Consider the following 19,713-nt stretch of genomic DNA (forward strand, 5'->3'; position numbering starts at 1 on the left):
ATACCAGCAGAACCGCTGCCCATACGACGAAACCAGCACCCTGCGCACCCGCGATTGCTCTGCCCCCGGCAGGGTCGGCTTTCTTCTCGTTAGTCTTCTTTGCCGAGGCAAAGAAGAGTGACCGGCGTCCCCCGCAGGGGGATGTCGTATTCCTTTGGGTTAAATAACCAACGCCGCAAAAAGAAACCGCAAAGGAGCCAGCAAGCCCAAGCCCTCACCCCAAAAAGGCCAACACCCCCCCCTCCCCAAATCCACCCCCTAACCATTTGCTACACTGCCCCCCAAACATCCCGGTTGAAGCCAATGAACCCCCAAGAAGTTGCCTCCTACCTGCAAACCAACCCCCAGTTCTTCGAAGATCACGCCGAGCTGCTGGCCACGGTGCAACTCACCAGCCCGCACAGCCACCGCGCAGTCTCGCTGCAAGAGCGCCAGATGGAAATCCTGCGTGAGAAGAACAAAGGCCTGGAACTGAAGCTCGCGGACCTCGTCCGTCACGGCCACGACAACGACCGCACCCAGCAGCGCATGCACGCCTGGCAACTGCGCCTGCTGGCAGAAGTGGACTCGCACGCGCTGCCCTATGCGGTGCAGGACGGCCTGCAGCAGGTGTTCGAAGTACCGGGTGTGGCCCTCAAGCTCTGGAACGTGGCCGAGAGCTACGCGCATATGGAAGTGACCCAGGGCGCGAGCGATGACGTCCGCCTGTTCGCCGAAGGCCTGCGCGCGCCGTATTGCGGCGCCAACAGCGGCTTCGAGGCGGCGGCCTGGCTGGAGCGCGACGATATCGCCTCGCTGGCCATGGTGACGCTGCGCGTGCCCGCGCGTGAAGCCGGCACGCTTGGCGCGGCCTTCGGGCTGCTGGTGCTGGGTTCGCCCGAGCCGCGGCGCTTCCACGAGGGCATGGGCACTGCCTACCTGGCGCAGATCGGCGAAGTGGCCGGCGCCGCGCTGAACCGGCTGCGTGACTAAACCGGGCGATGCACCGCAATCCCATCGCCGTGGCCGGGCAATGACGGCATCCCGTCCGCCCAGATCAGGTGGCGCGGCCGCGCGGCCGCGCAAGGCAGCGGCGCCGGCGGCCGGGAAGGCCGCCGCAGGCAAGACGCCATCGGATGCCGCCAGGTCCAGGTCACGCCAGGACGCCCCGGCGGAACCCCTCGGCAAGCCAGTGCCCGCCCCGGTGGTCCTGCGCTACCTGGAATGGCTGTCCAGCAGCCGCAAGCTGGCTGCCCACACCCTGACCAACTACGCCCGCGACCTGTCGGTCCTGCAGGCGCATGCCGAGCGCCATGCACCGGGCTGCGCGCTGTTATCGCTGCAGACCCACCATATCCGCGGCTTTGCCGCGCGCCTGCATGGCGGCGGCCTGGCCGGCACCAGTATCGCCCGCACGCTGTCGGCCTGGCGCGGTTTCTACCTGTGGGCCGCGCGCCATGGCCTTGGGGTGGAGGCCAATCCGGTCGACGGCGTGCGCGCGCCCAAGTCCGGGCACCGGCTGCCCAAGGCCTTGTCGGTGGAGCATGCGGTGGCGCTGGTCTCGCACAGCGCGGGCGAGCACAACGAGGGCCGGCGCGACCAGGCCGTCTACGAGCTGTTCTATTCCAGCGGCCTGCGCGTGTCGGAACTGGTGCAACTGGACCATCGCTACACCGAGGACGGGGAATACCGCTCCGCCGGCTGGATCGATATGGACGGCGCCGAAGTCACGGTGATCGGCAAGGGCTCGCGCCGCCGCACCGTTCCCGTCGGCAGCAAGGCGATGGAAGCCCTGCGCGCGTGGCTGGCGGTGCGCGCGGAGATGTCGCGCACCGGCGCGGCGCCGGAGGACGCGCATGCGCTGTTCCTCAGCGTGCGGGGAAGGCGCCTGCCGGTGCGCACCGTGCAACTGCGCATCAAGCAGCAGGCGATCCGGGCAGGCGTGCCCGCGGACGTGCATCCGCACATGTTGCGGCATTCCTTTGCCACCCATGTGCTGCAATCCTCCGGCGACCTGCGCGCGGTGCAGGAAATGCTTGGCCATGCCAGCGTGGCCACCACCCAGATCTATACCGCGCTGGATTTCCAGCACCTGGCCAAGGTTTACGACAAGGCGCACCCGCGCGCTGGCAGGGCGCACTCGGCACCGGCGCCGGCTGCCGCCCCGAAGGCCCCCGGGCCAGCGGCGGGCGAGTCCAACCCCCCGGCCACCCCGGCTGCCAAAGAAGACGACTAACCCTCCCACTGGGCCAGGATGCCGCGGAACGCTTCCATCTCCGGCAGCAGCCAGGCGCGGAAGGCTTTTACCTTGGGCGCCTCCAGCATGCTGGTCGAGCAGACGAAGTAAAGCAGCCATGGGCAGGTAATGCTGACGTCGAAGAGCCGGACCACGCGCCCGGACAGCAGGTCGTTATAGGCCAGCGAGGAACGGATCAGCGCAATGCCCTGGCCGGCTGCCGCCGCCTGCAGCAGCAGCGAGGAGTCTTCCAGCAGCAGGCCCTTGCGCGGCTCCGGCCAGTCCAGTCCGGCGGCTTCGAACCACGGTTTCCAGGGGTCGCCCTCGCCGCGCAGCAGCGACATGCCTTTCATGTCCTGCGGCCGTGCCGGCAGCTTGCCGCCGTTGAAGGCCGGGCTGCAGACCGGGAAGAACACGTCGTCCAGCAGCTTCTCCACATACAGGCCGGGATAGTCGCCGCTGCCCATGCGCAGCGCGATATCGACTTCCTCGCGCGCGAAATCCACCAGGGTGTTGGACGACAGCAACTCCACGTCAAGCTCGGGATGCTGTTCGATAAAGCTGCCGATGCGCGGCGTGAGCCAGCGCGCGGCGAAGGAGGGCATGGTGCTGATGGTGAGGCGCTTGTCGCGGTTGCCGGCCTGCAGCGCGCGCGTGGCATCGGCGATTTCCAGCAGGGCTTCGCGCACGCGTCCCGCGTAGGCCCGGCCGCCGGGCGTCAGGCTGACACGCTTGCCATTGCGCTCGAACAGGGCCTGGCCCAGTTCCTCCTCCAGCGCGCGGATCTGGTGGCTGACCGCGCCGTGGGTGACGAACAACTCGGTGGCCGCGCGCGAAAAACTCTCGTGGCGGGCAGCCGCCTCGAAGGCGCGCAGCGCGGTCAGCGGCGGCAGGCGCGGCAACTCGCGATGCCAGCCACGTGGCAAATCTCTCTCCCATGCTCCCTTCAGCGCCATCACTGACCTCGTCTTATGTGAGTTTCTCTAACAAGAACAAGGAAAATATATCGTTTTGGAAGGGCCGCGGCAATCACTAGAATGCAATGCATCGGCGCGCTGCCCGCACCGGTGCCAGTCAAGTACAAAGCATAGCCTGACAAGGGCTGGCGCGACTGGTGGCTGCCCATTCCGGGCAAGCGGGCGAGGGTGTCGACGATGTCAGTGAAGGATGCCCAACATGAAAACATTGCTCACAACGACCCTGTTCACCCTGAGCCCGGGCGAAGTTACCTCGCTTTCCATCCACGCCGAACAGCGCCTGCGCGTGGATGAGGCCACGGGGACCGATGTCTGGCTGACCCGCGAAGGCGATTCGGAAGATTACTGGCTGCGTTGCGGCGGTAGCCTGCTGCTCGCCAGCGGCGACGAAATCACGGTCAGCGTGGATCCGCGCGCCGCCGAGCCGGTACGCCTGGCCCTGATCGCCGAGGCCCGCCGGCCGGCCGTCAACCTGTCGCACCTGGTGGCACGCATGGCGCGGCGTTTGGTTCGAGGTACCGAATGGACGCCTAACCAGGACCAGATCACGGCCTCCTGACGAAGACGGCCGCGTGCGCGGCCATCTGCGGCTGGTGCATTCGCGCGATGACCCTGACCCTGGCAGGACCATCGCGGAGTGAAAGAGCACGAGACGGACAGAGCAAGAGAGGGGCGGCATCCTGTGAGATCCGCCCCTTTTCGTTAAACTGCCGGGATGCAATCGATACAAGTCATTGAGCAGGGCCGGCAAGAGTACGAGCCCTGTTTCGACGCGATGCGTGCCTTTACCGCCGCACGCACCGCCGATACCCCCGACCAGATCTGGCTGGTCGAGCATCCTCCGGTCTACACCCTCGGCCAGGCGGGAGATCCCGCGCACCTGCTGGCCCCGGACGAGGCGATCCCCGTGGTGCGGATCGATCGTGGAGGACAAGTCACTTACCACGGTCCGGGACAGGTCGTAGCCTATCTTCTGCTCGATCTGCGCCGGCGCCGCCTCATGGTTCGCGAGCTCGTCCATGCGATCGAGCAAGCCGTGCTGGACACGCTCGCGGCGTATAATCTCGCAGCCGAACGCAAGCCCGGCGCGCCTGGTATCTACCTTTGCGAAGGTCCGCACCAGGGCGCCAAGATCGCCGCGCTCGGCCTCAAGATCCGCAACGGCTGCAGCTATCACGGCGTCAGCCTCAACGTGCAGATGGACCTCGCGCCCTTCCTGCGCATCAACCCCTGCGGCTATGCCGGCCTGGAAACGGTCGACATGGCAACGGCGGGCGCCACCTTCCCGGTGGCCGATGCGGCTGGCGCGTCCCGCCTGCCCGTGACCGCGGCACAACAAGCCGATATCGCGCGGCGCCTTGCGGCGGCGTTGTGCGAAGTGCTGGCAGCGGCGCATGAGCGCGCCCTGGCAGCCGACCGGAACACCGCCGCGGCCCTGGCCACTTAGTCATCCAGCCGAATATGCACGCACCGCGCGTGCGGAGAACACTATGAGCGACGCCCTGATCGCCACTTCCAGCGAAGCCCCGCAACCCCAGGCGGAGCAGTACGACCCGACCCGCAAGCAGAAGTCGGCCGACAAGACCGCCCGCATCCCTATCAAGATCGTGCCGGCCGAGAAGCTCAAGAAGCCTGAGTGGATCCGCGTCAAGGCGGCCACCGGCAGCTCGCGCTTCTACGAGATCAAGGACATCCTGCGCGCCAACAACCTGGTGACGGTATGTGAGGAAGCGAGCTGCCCCAACATCGGCGAATGCTTCGGCAAGGGCACCGCGACCTTCATGATCATGGGCGACAAGTGCACGCGCCGCTGCCCGTTCTGCGACGTCGGCCACGGCCGTCCCGATCCGCTGGACGCCAGCGAGCCGGGCAACCTGGCACGCACCATTGCCCAGCTCAAGCTCAATTACGTGGTGATCACCAGCGTCGACCGCGACGACCTGCGCGACGGCGGTGCCCAGCACTTTGTCGATTGCATCACGCTGACCCGCGAGCTGTCGCCGGTCACCCGCATCGAAGTGCTGGTGCCGGATTTCCGCGGCCGCCTGGACAAGGCGCTGGACATCCTGCAATCCGGCCCGCCGGACGTGATGAACCACAATATGGAAACCGTGCCCCGCCTGTACAAGCAGGCGCGCCCGGGCGCCGACTACGCGCACTCGCTCAAGCTGCTGCAGGAATTCAAGCGCCGCAACCCCACCGTGGCCACCAAGTCCGGCCTGATGGTGGGTCTGGGCGAGACCGACGAGGAAATCCTCGAAGTCATGCGCGACATGCGCGCCCACGACATCGACATGCTGACTATCGGCCAGTACCTGGCGCCGTCGGGCCACCACCTGCCGGTGATGCGCTACGTGCATCCGGACACCTTCAAGATGTTCGAGGCCGAGGCATACAAGATGGGCTTCACCCATGCCGCCGTGGGCGCCATGGTGCGCAGCTCCTATCATGCGGACGAGCAGGCGCATAAGGCCGGCTTCGCCTGAGCCTGCCTGCGCGCCTCCGGGCGCCTTGGTTCATTGCAAAAAAACCGGCCGGTATCCACCCGGCCGGTTTTTTTCGCCTGCGGCAGCGGCTGCCGCCGCAGCTGGCGTTGCATGCACGCGACGGCGTGACCTCTTTCCCTGAAATTTCTTCCATCGCACCCGTCGGCGCGGGCGGGGCCGCGCGCCGCGCGATCGCACCGGACCGGCGCATGGCGGGAGCCCTCGCGAGCGCTCCCGCACCGAAGGCATTCGCCGCATCGGCCGGCCGCACCAGGACAGGGCGCAGGGCCCGTCACGCACAACACTTTGCGTGGGAAATCCTAGGGTCTACACCTAGCCCCAGCATCTTATTGTTTGGTTATCATGAATTTATCGACAAATTGTCGATGAAAAAAGATTCTGCTCACGGACCGGATTGCAGCCGGCGTCGTCCCTGACCAAGTCCGGTGCGCGCGCCTACACTGCAAGACAGGTCCCCCTGCCGGTGCTTCCCATGACCCGATGTTCCGTTCACCGCCTGGCCGAGCGCGCGCTGCTGTGCAGCGTGCCGCCGCCGGCCTCGCTTGATGTACAGCGACGTATCTGGGCCATGGCCCAGCGCGCGGCCGAGTGGCGCGGCGTGGTCGACGCGGTGCCCGGCATGAACAACCTCACCGTGGTGTTTGACCGCGATGCCGATCCCGAAGCGCTGGAACGCAACCTGAAGCTGGCCTGGGCGTCGGGCGAGGCGCGCGCGGCGACAGGCAGGCTGGTCGAGATCCCGGTGCGCTACGGCGGCGAATTCGGCCCCGACCTGGCCGAGGTGGCCGCGCATACCGGCCTCACGGCGCAGGAAGTGGTGCGCCGCCACAGCGAGGGCGAGTACGTCGTTTACTTCCTCGGTTTCCAGCCCGGCTTCGCCTATATGGGCGGCATGGACCCGGCGCTGGCCACGCCTCGGCGGCGCGAGCCGCGGCTGTCGGTGCCGGCCGGCTCGGTCGGCATCGGCGGCGAGCAGACCGGCATCTATCCGGCCGCCGCTCCCGGCGGATGGCAACTGATCGGACACACAACCAGCGAACTCTTCGTCGCCGACCGCGATCCGCCTTCCTTGTTCGCACCGGGCGACACGGTGCGCTTTGTCGTCGAGGCGCTGCTGCCATGAACCGTATGCCATCACCCGTTGCACCCGCTGCTGCGACTGTGCGGAGGGTCCGCGCATGATCGAGATCATTCGCCCTGGCGCGCTCGCCTCGGTCCAGGACCTCGGCCGCCCCGGCTTTCGCCGCTTCGGCGTGGGCACCGCGGGCGCGCTCGATACGGTCGCGCTCACCATCGGCAACCGCCTGCTCGGCAATCCGGCGGGCGATGCCGCCATCGAATTCACGCTGGGCCGCGCCGCCGTGCGCTTCCACGCCGACATGCGCGTCGCGCTGACCGGCGCCGAGTGCCGGGCCAACCTGGACGGCGTGCCGGTGTGGTCGTGGCATGCCTTCGACGTGCGCCGCGGCGAAACGCTGACGCTGTCGGCGGCGCAGGGTGGCACCCGTACCTATTTGTGCGTGGCGGGCGGCATCGCCGTGGCGCCGGTGATGGACTCGCGCAGCACCGATCTCAAGGCCGGCTTTGGCGGCCTGGGTGGCCGGGCGCTGCATGAAGGCGACCGCTTCGATGCCGGCCGGCCCGGCGTGGCCGAGGACAGCGACTGGCTGGGCGTGCAGGCTCCGGCCTGGGCGCTGCCGGTGACGAAGCTCGGCAACGCCACGCCGATCCGCATGCTGCCTGGCATCGAATACGAGGACTTCGACGCCGCCGCGCATGAGGCGCTGTGGCAGTCCGACTGGATCGTCACGCCCAACAGCAATCGCATGGGCTTGCGCCTGCAAGGCCCGGCGCTGGCCCGCCAGCCTGAGCGTGCCGCCGACCTGCTCTCGCACGGCGTGCTGCCGGGCGTAGTGCAGGTGCCGCCGGCCGGCCAGCCCATCGTGCTGATGGCCGACGCGCAGACCACCGGCGGCTATCCCAAGATCGGCGTGGTGATCGGCGCCGACCTGTGGCGGCTGGCGCAGGTGCCGCTGGGCGCGCCGGTGCGCTTCGTGCGCGTCACGCTGGAAGAGGCCGCTGCGGCGCAGGCCGAGCTGGATCGCTACCTGCAGCAACTGGACCAGGCACTGCAATGGCAGGGAGACGGCATGGTGATCGCCTCGCGGCGGCGCACGCGCAGCCACGCGGCCGCGGCCGTGGCCTGAGCGCCGCCGGATGACAGCAACCCCCAAACCTCAGGACAAGCCGCAAGACCGGTGAGGAGTATCGCAATGCATATCGACCTGAACGCCGACCTCGGCGAAGGCTGCGGCAACGACCGCGAACTGCTGGGACTGATCAGCTCGGCCAACGTCGCCTGCGGCTGGCACGCCGGCGACGCCGCCACCATGCTGCAGACCGTGAAGTGGGCGCTGGAGCAGGGCGTCGCCATCGGCGCGCATCCGAGCTATCCGGACCGCGAGAACTTTGGCCGCACCGAGATGCAGCTCGATCCCGAAGTGGTGTACGCGAACACGCTCTACCAGATCGGCGCGCTGGCCGCGCTGGTGCGCTCGCAGGGCGGGCAACTGGCCCACGTCAAGGCGCACGGCGCGCTCTACAACCAGGCCGCCAGGGATCCCAGGCTGGCCGACGCCATCGTGCGCGCGGTGCGCGACTTCGATTCCGACCTGGTCTTCTTCGGCCTGGCCGGCAGTGTCATGGTGAAGGTGGCGCGCGAAGCCGGCCTCAAGGTGAAGGAAGAAGTCTTTGCCGACCGCGGCTACAACCCGGATGGCTCGCTGGTCAAGCGCGGGACGCCCGGCGCGCTGCACGAAGACGAAGACGTGGCGCTTGGCCAGACCCTGCAGATGGTGCGCGAGCAGCGCGTGCGCGCCATCGACGGCAGCTATGTACCGATTCGCGCCGAAACCGTGTGTCTGCACGGCGACGGCGCACACGCGCTTGCCTTTGCGCGCCGCATCCGCGAACGGCTCGGCGCCGAAGGCATCGCAATCCGCGCCGGAGGCTGAAGGGGCACACCACACGGTAAACGCAACGGACGCGCCCCCAGGCTTCCGGTATTCACTGTGACCCGCGCGATGTCGAGCAGCATGACGCGACGCGTGGCACTCGCCTCCATCACACTCTATTGGTGTCTCTCATGGAACAGGCAGTCAACCTCTGGCCCTTAGTTGGGGTCGGCATCATCATCCTCGGCTTCGTGCTGCGCTTCAATCCCATGATGGTGGTGGCGCTTGCCGCCATCGCCACCGGGCTGGCGGCGCCTATGCCGGTCATGCAGATCTTCACGGCGATCGGCACCGCCTTCGTCAAGACGCGCAACCTGCCGCTCATCATCCTGTTGCCGCTGGCGGTGATCGGCCTGCTCGAGCGGCACGGGCTGCGCGAGCACGCGCAAGCCTGGATCTCGCGCATCGCCTCGGCCACGGTCGGGCGCCTGCTGATCGTCTACCTCGGCGTGCGCGAGCTCACCGCGGCGGTGGGCCTGACCAGCCTCGGCGGCCACCCGCAGATGGTGCGTCCGCTGCTGGCCCCGATGGCCGAAGGCGCGGCCGAGACCCGTTTCGGCAAGCTGCCCGAGCCGGTCCGCCAGCGCGTGCTGGCCTTCTGCGCGGCTACCGACAACGTCGGCCTGTTCTTCGGCGAGGACATCTTCGTGGCCTTCGGCGCGATCGCGCTGATGCACACCTTCCTGCTGTCGTCGAACATCGATGTGGAGCCGCTGCATATCGCCGTGTGGGGCATCCCGACCGCGGTCTGCGCCTTCCTGATCCATGCCGTGCGCCTCAAGCGCCTGGATATGTGGCTGGAACGCGAAGTGGGCGGCAAGGCTGCGGCCGCCGCAGGTACGGCGGCTACGGCCAAGAGCGGGGAGTAAGCCATGATCATTTCCATCGAGTACCTCTACTGGCTCGCCGGCCTGGTCCTGGCCATCACCTCGCTGATGATTTTCGCGGACCGCGACCATCCGCGCCGGCTCAGCACGGGTTTGTTCTGGGCGCTGTATGCGCTGGTGTTCCTGATCGGTGACAAGCTGCCGCCGGCCGTCGTCGGCGTTGGCGCCGTGGTGATGGCGCTGATCGCGGGCTTTGGCGGGGTTGGCCACGGCAAGCACGGCACGCTGCCGGAAGAAGAGCGCCGCGCCTCGGCCAAGCGCCTTGGCAACAAGCTGTTCATCCCGGCCCTGCTGATTCCGCTGGTGACGGTGATCGGCACCGTGCTGTTCAAGGACGTGAAGATCGCCGGCCTGCCGCTGCTGGACCCCAAGAACGTGACCTTCGTCTCGCTGGGCGTCGGCTGCCTGGTCGCGCTGGCCGCGGCCTGCTGGCTCACCCGCGATACTGTGGTGCAGGGCGTGCGCGAGTCGCGCCGCCTGACCGAGTCGCTCGGCTGGGCGCTGGTGCTGCCGCAGATGCTGGCCATGCTTGGCCTGGTGTTTGCCGATGCCGGTGTGGGCAAGGCGGTGGCGTACCTGACCACGGCTTACATCAACATGGACTACAAACTGGTGGCCGTGGTGGTGTACTGCGTGGGCATGGCGCTGTTCACCGTGATCATGGGCAATGGCTTCGCCGCTTTCCCGGTGATGACCGGCGGCATCGGCGTGCCCATCCTGGTGAACATGTTCCACGGCAACCCGGCGGTGATGGCGGCTATCGGCATGTTCTCCGGTTACTGCGGCACGCTGATGACGCCGATGGCGGCCAACTTCAACATCGTGCCTGCCGCGCTGCTGGAGCTGGACGACAAGAACGCCGTGATCCGGGCGCAGGTGCCGACCGCGCTGATGATCCTGGTGGCCAATATCGCGCTGCTGTATTTCCTGATGTAAGAACGCGGTCCAGCCGCGAAAGTTTGGCCAGGGGCCCGGGCAACCGGACTTCGGGCCGGGAGTCCCCGCCATGCGTACCGTGCTGCTGACCGGTTTCGAGCCGTTCGAAAGCGAACCTATCAATCCGTCCTGGGAGGCCGTTCGCGCGCTCGACGGCGAGCGCATCGGCGGCACGCCCGATGGCGCCGATGCGGCCTTGATCGTCGCGCGCCAGTTGCCTTGCGTATTTGGCGCCGCCAACGACGTCATGGCGGACCTGCTCGATGCGCTGCAGCCCGTGCTGGTGATCGCGGTGGGGCAGGCGGGCGGGCGCCCGGAAATGTCGGTGGAGCGCGTGGCGATCAATGTCGACGATGCGCGCATCGCCGACAACGCCGGCGCGCAGCCCGTCGATAGCCGCATCGCGGAGGATGGCCCCGCGGCGTATTTTTCCAGCCTGCCAATCAAGGCCATCGTGCGCCGGATGCGCACGGCTGGCGTGCCGGCCTCGGTTTCGCAGACCGCCGGCACCTTCGTCTGCAATCACGTGTTTTACGGGCTGATGCACTTGCTGGCGACGCAAAGCGTGCCGGCGGGCGTGCGTGGCGGCTTCATCCATATTCCTTATCTGCCGGAGCAGGCCGCGCGGCATCCGGGCCAGCCCAGCCTGGCGCTGGCCACGATGATCGACGGCATCCGCTGCGCGGTGGCTACCGCGCTGTCGACGCAGGACGATATCCGCGAGCAGGGCGGCCAGACGCACTGAAGCGGTCAGGCCCCGGGCGGTGGCCTATCCCTTTTTCGCCGCCGCCTGCCGCCGCAGCTTGCGGCGTGCGCGCCGCAAGCTGCGGCGGTCCAGCTGGAATTGCTCGAAGCGCCAGATCAGGTAGAACAGCGCCAGGAACGGCCACATCCAGGCCAGCCACTGCGCCAGGCTGTTGAAGTGGATGAAGCGGCCCAGGCGCCAGCCCTGCTCCGAGATCCAGGAATAGGGATTGGCGGGCAGCAGGTTGGACAGCAGCACCAGCAACATCAGCGCGGCCAGCGCCAGCGCGCCGCGCAGCCAGCGCGGCAGCCGCAATAGCAATACCAGCACCAGCGAGCCCGTCAGCAGGGCGAAACGGCCGCCTTCGGACAGCCAGTTGAAGGCGTTGTCGTCCGGGAACTGCAGTTCCGCCACGGCCGCCTTGAGCAGCAGCGTGCAGGCCAGCAAGCCGGCCAGAATGCGCAGCATCGGGGCATTGCGCCGCATCGCCGCCGAGGCGAACAGCCCGGTGCCGACCCATCCGCACGCGGTCACCAGCGATTCCAGCAACTGCTGTCCCTGCACGTCGTCGGGCCGCAGCAGGCCTACGCTTTCGATCAGGTCGGGCAGCGTCGGGAACATGCCTTGCAGCCACTGCACGGGCCAGGAGTCGGGGTCGGTCAGCCACTCGCGCACGATCGCGCCCATGCCGAACAGGTGCTCCTGCGGGAAGATCTGCGCGAACGGCCACAGCAGCAGCAGGATGATGGCGAAGCTGGCATGTGGCTCGAACCAGGCCATGCGCAACTGGCGCAGCGAGCCGCGGTCGATCAGCGCGGCCGAGAAGGGCGCCACCACGGCGCCGCCCAGCAGGGCGCCCAGCGCATTGGTGATCAGGTCGATATTGGACGAGATGCGGTTGGGCAGCCAGGTTTGCAGCGCTTCCATGCAGCCTGAGAGCAGCGCGCCCGCCACCAGCGCCAGCAGCGTCGCGCGCGCGCCGGACACGCGCGGGTGCAGGGACAGCACCAACAGCGCGCCGAAGGGGCAATAGCCGAGCACATTGGTGATGAGATCGAACTCGGTCAGGTAGCGCGGCTTGGGCGCGGTGAGGAAGGCCAGCGGTGAGATGCCGTTGTCGGTCCAGCCCGTGAACGGAAAGAGGCTGCCGTAGATCACCAGAAGGGTGAAGCACAGCAGCCCCACCCGCGCCAGCGGCGAATGGCGGGGCGTGGGCGGCAAGGGAGTGAGCGGAGCGGGTGCCGATGCCATGCGGGACCGGGTTATTGCAGCGGTAGCGTGGCCACCCAGTCGAGGATCGCCGCGATGGCGGCGTCGGTGCCCGTGGCGAGCGCCTTGACGCCGCCGGCGCCATCGGCCGTGGGCGCGGGCTGCGCCACCACGAAGGTCTTCTGCCCGCGCAGCCCGTTGCGGAACACGCTGGCACGCACCCGGATCACGCCGCGGCTGGCGCTGGCGCTGTCGAAGACCTGCTCGAACTCCAGCATGTCGATCTTCAGCGCCGGCGTGGCGGTATCGCCGAACCAGGTCAGCGCCCCGCGCGAGGCCACCGCTTCACGCAGGCGGTCGTCGAACAGGCGCACCGGCGACATCACCCAGCGCTGGGTGGCATAGGGCTGCAGGCGCTCGGCCTGGGCGTAGTGCAGGCGATAGAAGAGTGAGTTGCCGTCCATCCAGGTGGGGCCGTCGGTTTGCGCCACGCGCATCCTGGGCAGGGGCGTGGCGCCGGGCGCCGCCCCGGCCGGCGGGCCCAGGTCGTAGGTGATGGTGGACGTGGAGGGCGTGAGGGCGCAGCCGCCCAGCAGCAGGCCGGCCAGCGCGATGCCGGCGGCAAGCCGGCGCGGCAGGCCGCAAACGCCGGAGGTGCCGGAACGATCTGGCCGGAGATGGGCGGTGCGCATCATGGATTGCCTCGGTTTGCCCGTGGGGCTCGGATTGCTCGAAGGGTTTGCCGTGCGCACCTGGCGGACCAGGCGCGCGGCGATTGCTTGGGGGCGCGGGATCACGGTACCTGTTCCGCTCACGGCGCCTGGAAGCCAGGCTCGCCGGGGCCCGGCATGGTGGCCGGGCCGCCGAACAGCACGCTGCGCGGGCTGTCGTTGAACTGGCTGGCGGCGCGGTCGATGCTGCGCATGGTCTGGCGCGCATCGCGCGCGAGCCCGTTGATCTGCGGCAGCGTATCCTGGCTGACGCCACCGGCGGCCGACTGGATCGAATCGGCGGCGCCCTGCAGGTCGTGCCCGACGCGGTCAATGGTGCGCAGCACGGTGCCGTTCGGGCTGGCCAGTTCCTGGGTCAGGCGCCGCGTCGAGGCCAGCGTGGCGTTCAGGTTTTCGGTCACCTGCGGCAGTTGGCGCACCGCCGGCGCGAGCGAGTTGGCCAGCTGAGAGTAGTCGTCGGCGGTCTTGCGCACCGAGCGGATCGCGCCCATCAGTTCGCGCCGGTTGTCGGCCTGGAACATGTCGTTGAGCGAGCCCATGATCGTTTCGAGCTGTGTCAGCAAGCTGTCGCCGCGCTTTTCCAGCTCTTCGAAGAAGCCGGCCCGCATGGTGATGCGCGCCACCGACTTGGAGGAGGTGGCCAGATGGGGCGATGGCGTGCCGCCCTCCTGCGCGGTGGTGTCGTCGAGCTGCACATAGCCGATCCCGGTCACGCCCTGGAAGCCGAGCGTGGCATAGGTGGTGCGGGTGATCGGGGTGTCCTGGTTGACGCTGATGCGCACGATGATCTGGCCCGGCACGGCGGGATCGAAGCGGATCGACACCACCTTGCCCACGTCCAGCCCGCGGTACTTGACGTCGGCCTGCGGCCCCAGCCCGTTGACGGTGGAGCGGGTGATCAGGTCGTAGGGCACGCGCACCGCGTGGTCGCTGCTGAACCAGAAGATCGAGAACAGCACCAGGATGGCGAGGCCGATCGTAAAAACGCCCGCGAGGAAGGCGTTTGACTTGTTTTCCATCATGCTTCTCCAGATTGCGGGCCCGCCGGTGTCACCGCCAGGGCCTGCATGGCGCGTTGCCCGCGCTCGCCCAGGAAATACTCGCGGATGAACGGGTGGTCGATATGCACCAGTTCGGGTATCGGCAGCGCTGCCAGCACCTTGCGGTCCGCCAGCACGGCGACGCGGTCGGACAGCGCCACCAGGGTGTCGAGGTCGTGGGTCACCATCACCACGGTCAGGCCCAGTTCGCGGCGCAGTTCGCAGATCAGCGCCACGTAGTCGTCGGAGGCCATCGGATCCAGCCCGGCGGTGGGCTCGTCCAGGAACACCAGTTCGGGCTCCAGGGCCAGCGCGCGGGCCAGCGCCACGCGCTTGATCATGCCGCCGGACAGGTCGGACGGCATCTTGTCCGCGTCGCGGGCGGACAGCCCCACCAACTGCAGCTTGAGCAGCGAAGCCTGGCAGATGAGATCGTCGGGCAGGGTGCGAAGTTCGCGCAGCGGCAGCGCGATATTGTCGATCACCGACAGCGCGGAAAACAGCGCGCCGCGCTGGAACTGCAGGCCCCAGCGGTTGCGCAGGGCTTGCAGGCGCGCGGCATCGAGCCGCATCAGGTCCTCGCCGAACACGCGGATGGTGCCTGAGGTGGGCCGGTCCAGCCCGACGATCTGGCGCAGCAGCACGGTCTTGCCGCTGCCCGAGCCGCCGACGATGGACAGCACTTCGCCACGATAGACATCGAGGTTCAGGTGGTCGTGCACGACCGCCTCGCCAAAGCGCTTGACGAGGTCGCGCACTTCGATGACGGTAGTGCGCCCGGATTCTTGCGCCGTGCCGGGCATGGAGGCCGGGCGGGCCGCTTGTGGCGTCGTGGAAGCGGTGGCGGTTGTCATAGTCCGATGTCCTTGAACAGGATGGCGAAGATCGCATCGGCAATGATCACCACCGTGATCGAGGTCACCACCGAGGCGGTGGTGCCTTCGCCCAGGCTGCGCGTATTGGGCTGGATGCGCAAGCCGAAATGGCAGGCGGTGATCGCGATCAGGATGCCGAACACCACGCCCTTGCCCAGCCCCATCCACAGGTTGGCCACCGGCACCGCATCGGGCAGCGCGCGCAGGAAGAAGGCCACGCTGATATCGAGCTGGAATTTGGCCGCCAGCATGCCGCCGGCCAGCGCCAGCACGTCGGTCCACGCCACCAGCAGCGGCATGGCGATGGCCAGCGCGATCACACGCGGCATGATCAGCCGGAAGCCGTGCGAGATGCCCATCACGCGCATGGCGTCGAGCTCCTCGGTGACGCGCATCACGCCGATCTGCGCGGTGATGGCCGAGCCCGAGCGGCCGGCGATCAGGATGGCCGCCAGCACCGGCCCCAGTTCGCGGATCACCGCCATGCCCAGGATGTTGACGATGAAGATGCTGGCGCCGAAGGTGCGCAACTGGTTGGCGGACAGGTACGACAGCACGATGCCGATGAGGAAGCCCACCAGCGCGGTAATGCCGAGCGCTTTATAGCCGACGTTGTAGATGTTGGCCGAGATCTCGCGCCAGGGGCCGCGATGCGGCGCGCGCGCCAGGCGCAGCAGGTCGAAGGCCAGCTGGCCCAGCATGGTCACGCCGTTGCCGAGTTGCGAGAACATCGACAGGATCGAGGCGCCGAACAGTGTCACCGGGTTGAACCGGTCCACGATATGTTTCTTCCAGTTTTCGCGGCGCAGGCCGGCGATGCGCGCGAACACCCGCCGCTGGGCCTCGCTGGCCTCAAGGCGCTCGGGCAGCTTGCCGCCCCAGGCCTGCCACATCAGTTGCGCGCCGATGTGGTCGAGCCGGCCGAGGCCGGCCAGCGACCAGTGCGAATCCGTGGCAATCGCATGCAAGTCATGGCGCAGGCCGCGCGCGTGGTGGCAGTCCGAGAGCGCCAGCGCGGTCCAGTCGCCGCGCAATCGCACCGTCGCCGCTCCGTCCGCGCGCGTCACTTCGATGGCTGGCGTGGTAAGGCTTTCCAAAGGATGGGTGGAAGTGATGGGCAAGTCCCGATTCTATGCCACCCGCAGGGTCAGCGGGCGCCCGGACCGCCTCGGCGGCGGATTCGCGCGGCTACAATGCGGGCTGGATTCCCCGCGCGGTCCCGGCTGCGCGGCCTGTTCCACCGACGCAAGCCGTACCTCTCGTACTTCTTGCGCACGTTGTGCCCTTTGCGCCCTTCGTGCCCTTTGTGCCGTCCAACGCCGATTCGCATGTCCGCAGACCCATCCTTGCCGCCGTCCGCCCCGCCAGCCCCGGCCTGGCGCATCGACTCCGACCGCCTGCGCGCCGCGCTCACGGGTGCCGCCAGCGGCTGGACCCTCGACGTCGTCGACGAGACCGGCTCGACCAATGCCGACCTGACGCAGGCCTGCCGCAGCGCGCCGTGGACCGAGGCCGGCGCGCTGCGCCTGGCCTACCGCCAGACCGCGGGCCGCGGCCGCCAGGGCCGTCCCTGGCAGGGCCAGGCCGGGCTGACCTTCTCGGTGGCGATGCCATTGCCGCTGGCGCCGTCGCAACTCAGCGGGCTGAGCCTGGCGGTGGGGCTGGCGCTGGCCGAGGCGCTGGCCGACTGCGATGCGCGGCTCGGCGCCGCCGTGGGCCTGAAATGGCCCAACGACCTGCAGATCGACGGCCGCAAGCTGGCCGGCATCCTGATTGAGTCGGTGCCGGCAGGGCCGCAGCGCGTCTGGGCGGTGATCGGCATCGGCCTGAACCTGGTACGCGATGCGCAGATGGAGGCCGCGCTCGGGCGCAGCCTGGCCGGCGTGACCGAATACCTGCCGGATTGCGATCCCACCGCCTTGCTGGCCGCCGTGCTGAACCGGCTGGCGACGATGCGCGACGATTTCCTGGCGCGGGGATTCGCGCCGATGGCGGCCCGCTGGTCGGCCCGCGACGCGTATCGCGACCAGCCGGTGCGCCTGCTGCACGACGGCCGCGTGCAGGCCGAAGGCCTGGCGCGCGGCGTGGACGGCGACGGCCACTTGTTGCTTGAAACGCCGATGGGCCTGGAGCGCATCGCCAGCGGCGAAGTCTCGCTACGCCCGGCGGACGAAGGCCCGGGAGCGGGCGCATGAGCTTTTCCACCGCCGGCATGCCGCGCGTGCCGCAACTGCTGATCGATATCGGCAACACCCGCCTGAAATGGGCCTGGTGCGAAGACGCCTGGTCCGGCGCTGTGTTGCACGAGGCGCCGCTGCCCACGCCGTGGCAGCACGGCGGCGCCGTGGCACACGACGCACTGTCCACGCTGGTGGCGCAATGGGCGTCGCTGCGGACGGCCGGTCCCGCCGGCGCCCGGCCGCAGGTGTGGGTCAGCAACGTAGCCGGCCCGGCCATCGCCGCCAGCCTGCAAGCCACGCTGGACACCGTGTTCGGCCCCGGCGCCGGTGTGAACTGGGTACGCTCGGGCCCGCGCTTCGGCGGCCTGGTCAACGGCTACCGCGATCCCGCCCAGCTCGGCGTCGACCGCTGGATCGGCAGCATCGGCGCGCGGTGCTACCGGCCGGAGGGTGCGCTGCTGATCGTCACCGCCGGCACCGCCACCACGCTCGACGTGGTGAGCGCGCAGGACCGTTTCGAGGGCGGGCTGATCCTGCCCGGCCTGGACCTGATGCTGGGCGCGCTGGCGCAGAACACCGCGCAATTGCCAGCCCTGGGCGTCGGCGACACCGGGCTGGCCGCACCCTGGGCCGACAACACCCGGGACGCCATTGCCGCCGGCTGCCTGGCGGCGCAGGCCGGTGCGGTGGAGCGCACCTGGCGTGCCCTCGGCGAGCGCGGTCCGGTACGCTGCCTGCTGTCCGGCGGCGCCCGCCATATGCTGGCGAACGCCCTCTCGATGCCGTTCGAGATGCACGATAATCTCGTGCTGCTCGGCCTGCATGTGATGGCCTCGCGGAGCCGGGCCGATGCCCTGGACTGATCTGCGCCGGCCATTGTTCTCCAAGCCTCTCGTTTCCCCTGCATCGCCCCCATGCTCCAACGAAGCCTGTTAATCCTGCTGGTCCTGGTCAATGCGCTGCTGCTGGCGGCCGTGCTGGGCGCTTTCGGCCCACAGCCCCTGGCTGGCTGGATGGAAAGCGCGCGCGAACCCGGACGCGCCGCCCAGCAGACCCGCGCGGAACGATTCCGCCAGATGGCGCGGGAGGACCGGGCAAGCCCGGCATCCGCGCCGGCGCTTCAGCCTGCCGCGCATGCCGCCGCGTCCACCATGGCCTGCGTGGAGATCGGTGGCTTCAACGGCGACCTGGTGCGGCGCGTGGCCGATGAACTGGCAGGCGCACCGGCCGGCGCCTGGCGGGTGGAGCAGTTCGAGCGGCAGGAGCAAGCGCGCTGGTGGGTTCACCTGCCGCCGCAGTCCACGCGCGAGAACCTGCAGCGCAAGCTCGGTGAGTTGCGCCGGCGCAACATCACCGATGTGTCGGTGGTCAGCGCGGGGACGCCCGAAACCTATACGGTGTCGCTGGGCCTGTTCCAGGAGCGCGAGCATGCCGAGCATTTCCTGGACAACCTGCGCGAGCACGGCGTGCGTACCGCGGTGCTGAGCGACACGCCGCATCCGCTCACGCGCCAGTGGCTGCGCGTGCGCAATGCCGACGCGGCGCTGCGTACGCGGCTTGACGAGATGCGCCGGCGCTACGGCGTGCAGGACATGCTCAGCTGCGCCTGATGCGCCGCTGGCGGATTACTGCACCTGGCGAACCTTGGACAGCAGCTTGGTAGTGGAACGGTCGTGCAGGAAGGCGATGGCATGGGCTTGCCCGCCCCAGCTGCGCACCAGCCGCGTTTCTTCCAGCGTATCGATATCGTAGTCGCCGCCCTTGACGTAGATGTCCGGGCGCACCAGCCGGATCAGCTCGACCGGCGTTTTCTCGCGGAACATCACCACCAGGTCCACGGATGCCAGCGCGGCGACCAGCGCCATGCGGTCCGACTCGTGATTGAGGGGGCGGTCGTCGCCTTTGCCGAGCATGCGGACGGAGGCGTCGCTGTTGACGCCCACAACCAGGCTCGCGCCGAAGGCTTTGGCTTGCGCGAGGTAGGTGGCGTGGCCGCGGTGGAGGATGTCGAAGACGCCGTTGGTGAAGACGAGCGGGCGTGGGAGGGCGGCTAGCTTTTCGGTCAGGTCGTTGGGGGTGTTGGTGGTGACTAGCTTGGATTCGAAGGCTGGGGTGGACATGGTGGTGGCTGGTTTTGGGTAAGTCAAAAGCTTAACGTCAAAGGCTTAAAGTCAAAGGCAGTTTCACCACCCCTGCGGGGCGGCGACCTACTTTTTTGTCTTGCCAAAAAAGTAGGCAAAAAAGGCGTGCCGGATGGGGCGACCCCCTCCTCGTCGGCAGGCGAAAAGAGCGGCCGGGGGCCAAACTCACATCGCCTTAAGGCGATGCTCAAACATGGCCCCCTCTTTTCCGCTCTTTTCACCTGCCGACGAGGACGCCCCATACGGCCTGGTACAC

General features: G+C 68.3%; 21 protein-coding genes. 14 read left to right on the forward strand and 7 right to left on the reverse strand.

Annotated elements, in window-relative coordinates:
- Positions 1-303: 303 nt before the first annotated feature.
- Positions 304-972, forward strand: a complete 669-nt coding sequence (locus tag AC1DS6_RS40800) for a DUF484 family protein (RefSeq protein ID WP_477104649.1) — start codon at positions 304-306, stop codon at positions 970-972.
- 40 nt (positions 973-1,012) lie between these two features.
- Complete coding sequence (locus AC1DS6_RS40805) at positions 1,013-2,215, forward strand: tyrosine recombinase XerC (RefSeq protein ID WP_441636893.1); 1,203 nt, start codon at positions 1,013-1,015, stop codon at positions 2,213-2,215.
- On the opposite strand, the gene AC1DS6_RS40810 is transcribed toward AC1DS6_RS40805, so the two are convergent.
- On the reverse strand, positions 2,212-3,171 hold the full coding sequence (locus AC1DS6_RS40810) for a transcriptional regulator GcvA (RefSeq protein WP_441636894.1): 960 nt from the start codon (positions 3,169-3,171) through the stop codon (positions 2,212-2,214). The genes AC1DS6_RS40805 and AC1DS6_RS40810 overlap by 4 nt on opposite strands.
- Positions 3,172-3,391: 220 nt before the next feature.
- Here AC1DS6_RS40810 and AC1DS6_RS40815 point away from each other — a divergent pair, with 220 nt between their 5' ends.
- From AC1DS6_RS40815 to pcp, 9 genes are all read left to right on the forward strand, one after another.
- Positions 3,392-3,751 carry a DUF2917 domain-containing protein gene (locus tag AC1DS6_RS40815; protein ID WP_441636896.1) on the forward strand — a complete coding sequence of 120 codons (360 nt, stop codon included), beginning with the start codon at positions 3,392-3,394 and terminating at the stop codon, positions 3,749-3,751.
- Positions 3,752-3,907: 156 nt separating this feature from the next.
- The gene (lipB, locus tag AC1DS6_RS40820; RefSeq protein WP_441636898.1) at positions 3,908-4,639 is read left to right on the forward strand and encodes a lipoyl(octanoyl) transferase LipB; all 732 of its coding nucleotides are present in this window, start codon (positions 3,908-3,910) and stop codon (positions 4,637-4,639) included.
- Between the two features lie 43 nt (positions 4,640-4,682).
- Positions 4,683-5,678, forward strand: a complete 996-nt coding sequence (gene lipA, locus AC1DS6_RS40825; protein ID WP_006161271.1) for a lipoyl synthase — start codon at positions 4,683-4,685, stop codon at positions 5,676-5,678.
- Positions 5,679-6,171: 493 nt separating this feature from the next.
- Positions 6,172-6,822 carry a 5-oxoprolinase subunit PxpB gene (gene pxpB / locus AC1DS6_RS40830; protein ID WP_441636900.1) on the forward strand — a complete coding sequence of 217 codons (651 nt, stop codon included), beginning with the start codon at positions 6,172-6,174 and terminating at the stop codon, positions 6,820-6,822.
- 55 nt (positions 6,823-6,877) lie between these two features.
- A complete protein-coding gene (locus tag AC1DS6_RS40835; protein ID WP_441636902.1) occupies positions 6,878-7,906 on the forward strand; it encodes a 5-oxoprolinase subunit C family protein in 1,029 nt (342 codons plus the stop codon).
- Between the two features lie 66 nt (positions 7,907-7,972).
- Positions 7,973-8,713 (forward strand): 5-oxoprolinase subunit PxpA, encoded by a 741-nt coding sequence (pxpA, locus tag AC1DS6_RS40840; protein WP_035865170.1) that lies wholly within the window; start codon positions 7,973-7,975, stop codon positions 8,711-8,713.
- A 131-nt stretch (positions 8,714-8,844) separates the two neighbouring features.
- Positions 8,845-9,582: a DUF969 domain-containing protein gene (locus AC1DS6_RS40845; protein WP_441636904.1), complete on the forward strand. Its 738-nt coding sequence runs from the start codon at positions 8,845-8,847 to the stop codon at positions 9,580-9,582.
- A 3-nt stretch (positions 9,583-9,585) separates the two neighbouring features.
- Positions 9,586-10,536 (forward strand): DUF979 domain-containing protein, encoded by a 951-nt coding sequence (locus AC1DS6_RS40850; protein WP_441636906.1) that lies wholly within the window; start codon positions 9,586-9,588, stop codon positions 10,534-10,536.
- 70 nt (positions 10,537-10,606) lie between these two features.
- A complete protein-coding gene (gene pcp, locus AC1DS6_RS40855) occupies positions 10,607-11,281 on the forward strand; it encodes a pyroglutamyl-peptidase I (protein ID WP_441636907.1) in 675 nt (224 codons plus the stop codon).
- A gap of 24 nt (positions 11,282-11,305) precedes the next feature.
- Here the strand turns inward: pcp and AC1DS6_RS40860 are convergent, their stop codons facing one another.
- The 5 genes from AC1DS6_RS40860 to AC1DS6_RS40880 form a co-directional block, all read right to left on the reverse strand.
- Complete coding sequence (locus AC1DS6_RS40860; RefSeq protein ID WP_477104650.1) at positions 11,306-12,532, reverse strand: VanZ family protein; 1,227 nt, start codon at positions 12,530-12,532, stop codon at positions 11,306-11,308.
- An 11-nt stretch (positions 12,533-12,543) separates the two neighbouring features.
- Entirely contained in the window at positions 12,544-13,182 is a 639-nt protein-coding gene (locus AC1DS6_RS40865) for an ABC-type transport auxiliary lipoprotein family protein (protein WP_441637217.1), read from the reverse strand.
- Positions 13,183-13,301: 119 nt separating this feature from the next.
- A complete protein-coding gene (locus tag AC1DS6_RS40870; RefSeq protein ID WP_441637211.1) occupies positions 13,302-14,243 on the reverse strand; it encodes an MlaD family protein in 942 nt (313 codons plus the stop codon).
- On the reverse strand, positions 14,240-15,115 hold the full coding sequence (locus AC1DS6_RS40875) for an ABC transporter ATP-binding protein (RefSeq protein WP_441637210.1): 876 nt from the start codon (positions 15,113-15,115) through the stop codon (positions 14,240-14,242). Before AC1DS6_RS40875 ends, AC1DS6_RS40870 begins: the two co-directional genes overlap by 4 nt.
- On the reverse strand, positions 15,112-16,233 hold the full coding sequence (locus tag AC1DS6_RS40880; protein WP_441637215.1) for an MlaE family ABC transporter permease: 1,122 nt from the start codon (positions 16,231-16,233) through the stop codon (positions 15,112-15,114). The genes AC1DS6_RS40875 and AC1DS6_RS40880 overlap by 4 nt, the downstream gene beginning before the upstream one ends.
- Positions 16,234-16,464: 231 nt before the next feature.
- Between AC1DS6_RS40880 and AC1DS6_RS40885 the strand changes: the two genes are divergently transcribed.
- The 3 genes from AC1DS6_RS40885 to AC1DS6_RS40895 are packed head-to-tail and all read left to right on the forward strand — an operon-like array spanning position 16,465 to position 18,926.
- Entirely contained in the window at positions 16,465-17,331 is an 867-nt protein-coding gene (locus AC1DS6_RS40885; protein ID WP_441637208.1) for a biotin--[acetyl-CoA-carboxylase] ligase, read from the forward strand.
- Complete coding sequence (locus AC1DS6_RS40890; RefSeq protein WP_441637206.1) at positions 17,328-18,179, forward strand: type III pantothenate kinase; 852 nt, start codon at positions 17,328-17,330, stop codon at positions 18,177-18,179. Before AC1DS6_RS40885 ends, AC1DS6_RS40890 begins: the two co-directional genes overlap by 4 nt.
- A 51-nt stretch (positions 18,180-18,230) precedes the next feature.
- Entirely contained in the window at positions 18,231-18,926 is a 696-nt protein-coding gene (locus AC1DS6_RS40895; protein ID WP_441637204.1) for an SPOR domain-containing protein, read from the forward strand.
- A 15-nt stretch (positions 18,927-18,941) separates the two neighbouring features.
- On the opposite strand, the gene rfaE2 is transcribed toward AC1DS6_RS40895, so the two are convergent.
- Positions 18,942-19,436 carry a D-glycero-beta-D-manno-heptose 1-phosphate adenylyltransferase gene (gene rfaE2, locus AC1DS6_RS40900; RefSeq protein WP_441637202.1) on the reverse strand — a complete coding sequence of 165 codons (495 nt, stop codon included), beginning with the start codon at positions 19,434-19,436 and terminating at the stop codon, positions 18,942-18,944.
- Between the last annotated feature and the right edge of the window lie 277 nt (positions 19,437-19,713).

It is taken from the genome of Cupriavidus sp. 05L310 (assembly GCF_056398185.1).

Excerpts from the sequence above, each read along its gene's own strand:
- AC1DS6_RS40815 (WP_441636896.1), top strand. The coding sequence starts at position 3,392 with ATGAAAACATTGCTCACAACGACCCTGTTCACCCTGAGCCCGGGCGAA.
- rfaE2 (WP_441637202.1), bottom strand. The coding sequence starts at position 19,436 with ATGTCCACCCCAGCCTTCGAATCCAAGCTAGTCACCACCAACACCCCC.
- AC1DS6_RS40805 (WP_441636893.1), top strand. The coding sequence starts at position 1,013 with ATGACGGCATCCCGTCCGCCCAGATCAGGTGGCGCGGCCGCGCGGCCG.
- AC1DS6_RS40870 (WP_441637211.1), bottom strand. The coding sequence starts at position 14,243 with ATGATGGAAAACAAGTCAAACGCCTTCCTCGCGGGCGTTTTTACGATC.
- AC1DS6_RS40810 (WP_441636894.1), bottom strand. The coding sequence starts at position 3,171 with ATGGCGCTGAAGGGAGCATGGGAGAGAGATTTGCCACGTGGCTGGCAT.
- AC1DS6_RS40845 (WP_441636904.1), top strand. The coding sequence starts at position 8,845 with ATGGAACAGGCAGTCAACCTCTGGCCCTTAGTTGGGGTCGGCATCATC.
- lipA (WP_006161271.1), top strand. The coding sequence starts at position 4,683 with ATGAGCGACGCCCTGATCGCCACTTCCAGCGAAGCCCCGCAACCCCAG.
- AC1DS6_RS40875 (WP_441637210.1), bottom strand. The coding sequence starts at position 15,115 with ATGACAACCGCCACCGCTTCCACGACGCCACAAGCGGCCCGCCCGGCC.
- pxpA (WP_035865170.1), top strand. The coding sequence starts at position 7,973 with ATGCATATCGACCTGAACGCCGACCTCGGCGAAGGCTGCGGCAACGAC.
- AC1DS6_RS40835 (WP_441636902.1), top strand. The coding sequence starts at position 6,878 with ATGATCGAGATCATTCGCCCTGGCGCGCTCGCCTCGGTCCAGGACCTC.
- AC1DS6_RS40890 (WP_441637206.1), top strand. The coding sequence starts at position 17,328 with ATGAGCTTTTCCACCGCCGGCATGCCGCGCGTGCCGCAACTGCTGATC.
- AC1DS6_RS40860 (WP_477104650.1), bottom strand. The coding sequence starts at position 12,532 with ATGGCATCGGCACCCGCTCCGCTCACTCCCTTGCCGCCCACGCCCCGC.
- AC1DS6_RS40885 (WP_441637208.1), top strand. The coding sequence starts at position 16,465 with ATGTCCGCAGACCCATCCTTGCCGCCGTCCGCCCCGCCAGCCCCGGCC.
- AC1DS6_RS40850 (WP_441636906.1), top strand. The coding sequence starts at position 9,586 with ATGATCATTTCCATCGAGTACCTCTACTGGCTCGCCGGCCTGGTCCTG.
- pxpB (WP_441636900.1), top strand. The coding sequence starts at position 6,172 with ATGACCCGATGTTCCGTTCACCGCCTGGCCGAGCGCGCGCTGCTGTGC.
- AC1DS6_RS40865 (WP_441637217.1), bottom strand. The coding sequence starts at position 13,182 with ATGCGCACCGCCCATCTCCGGCCAGATCGTTCCGGCACCTCCGGCGTT.
- pcp (WP_441636907.1), top strand. The coding sequence starts at position 10,607 with ATGCGTACCGTGCTGCTGACCGGTTTCGAGCCGTTCGAAAGCGAACCT.
- lipB (WP_441636898.1), top strand. The coding sequence starts at position 3,908 with ATGCAATCGATACAAGTCATTGAGCAGGGCCGGCAAGAGTACGAGCCC.
- AC1DS6_RS40895 (WP_441637204.1), top strand. The coding sequence starts at position 18,231 with ATGCTCCAACGAAGCCTGTTAATCCTGCTGGTCCTGGTCAATGCGCTG.
- AC1DS6_RS40800 (WP_477104649.1), top strand. The coding sequence starts at position 304 with ATGAACCCCCAAGAAGTTGCCTCCTACCTGCAAACCAACCCCCAGTTC.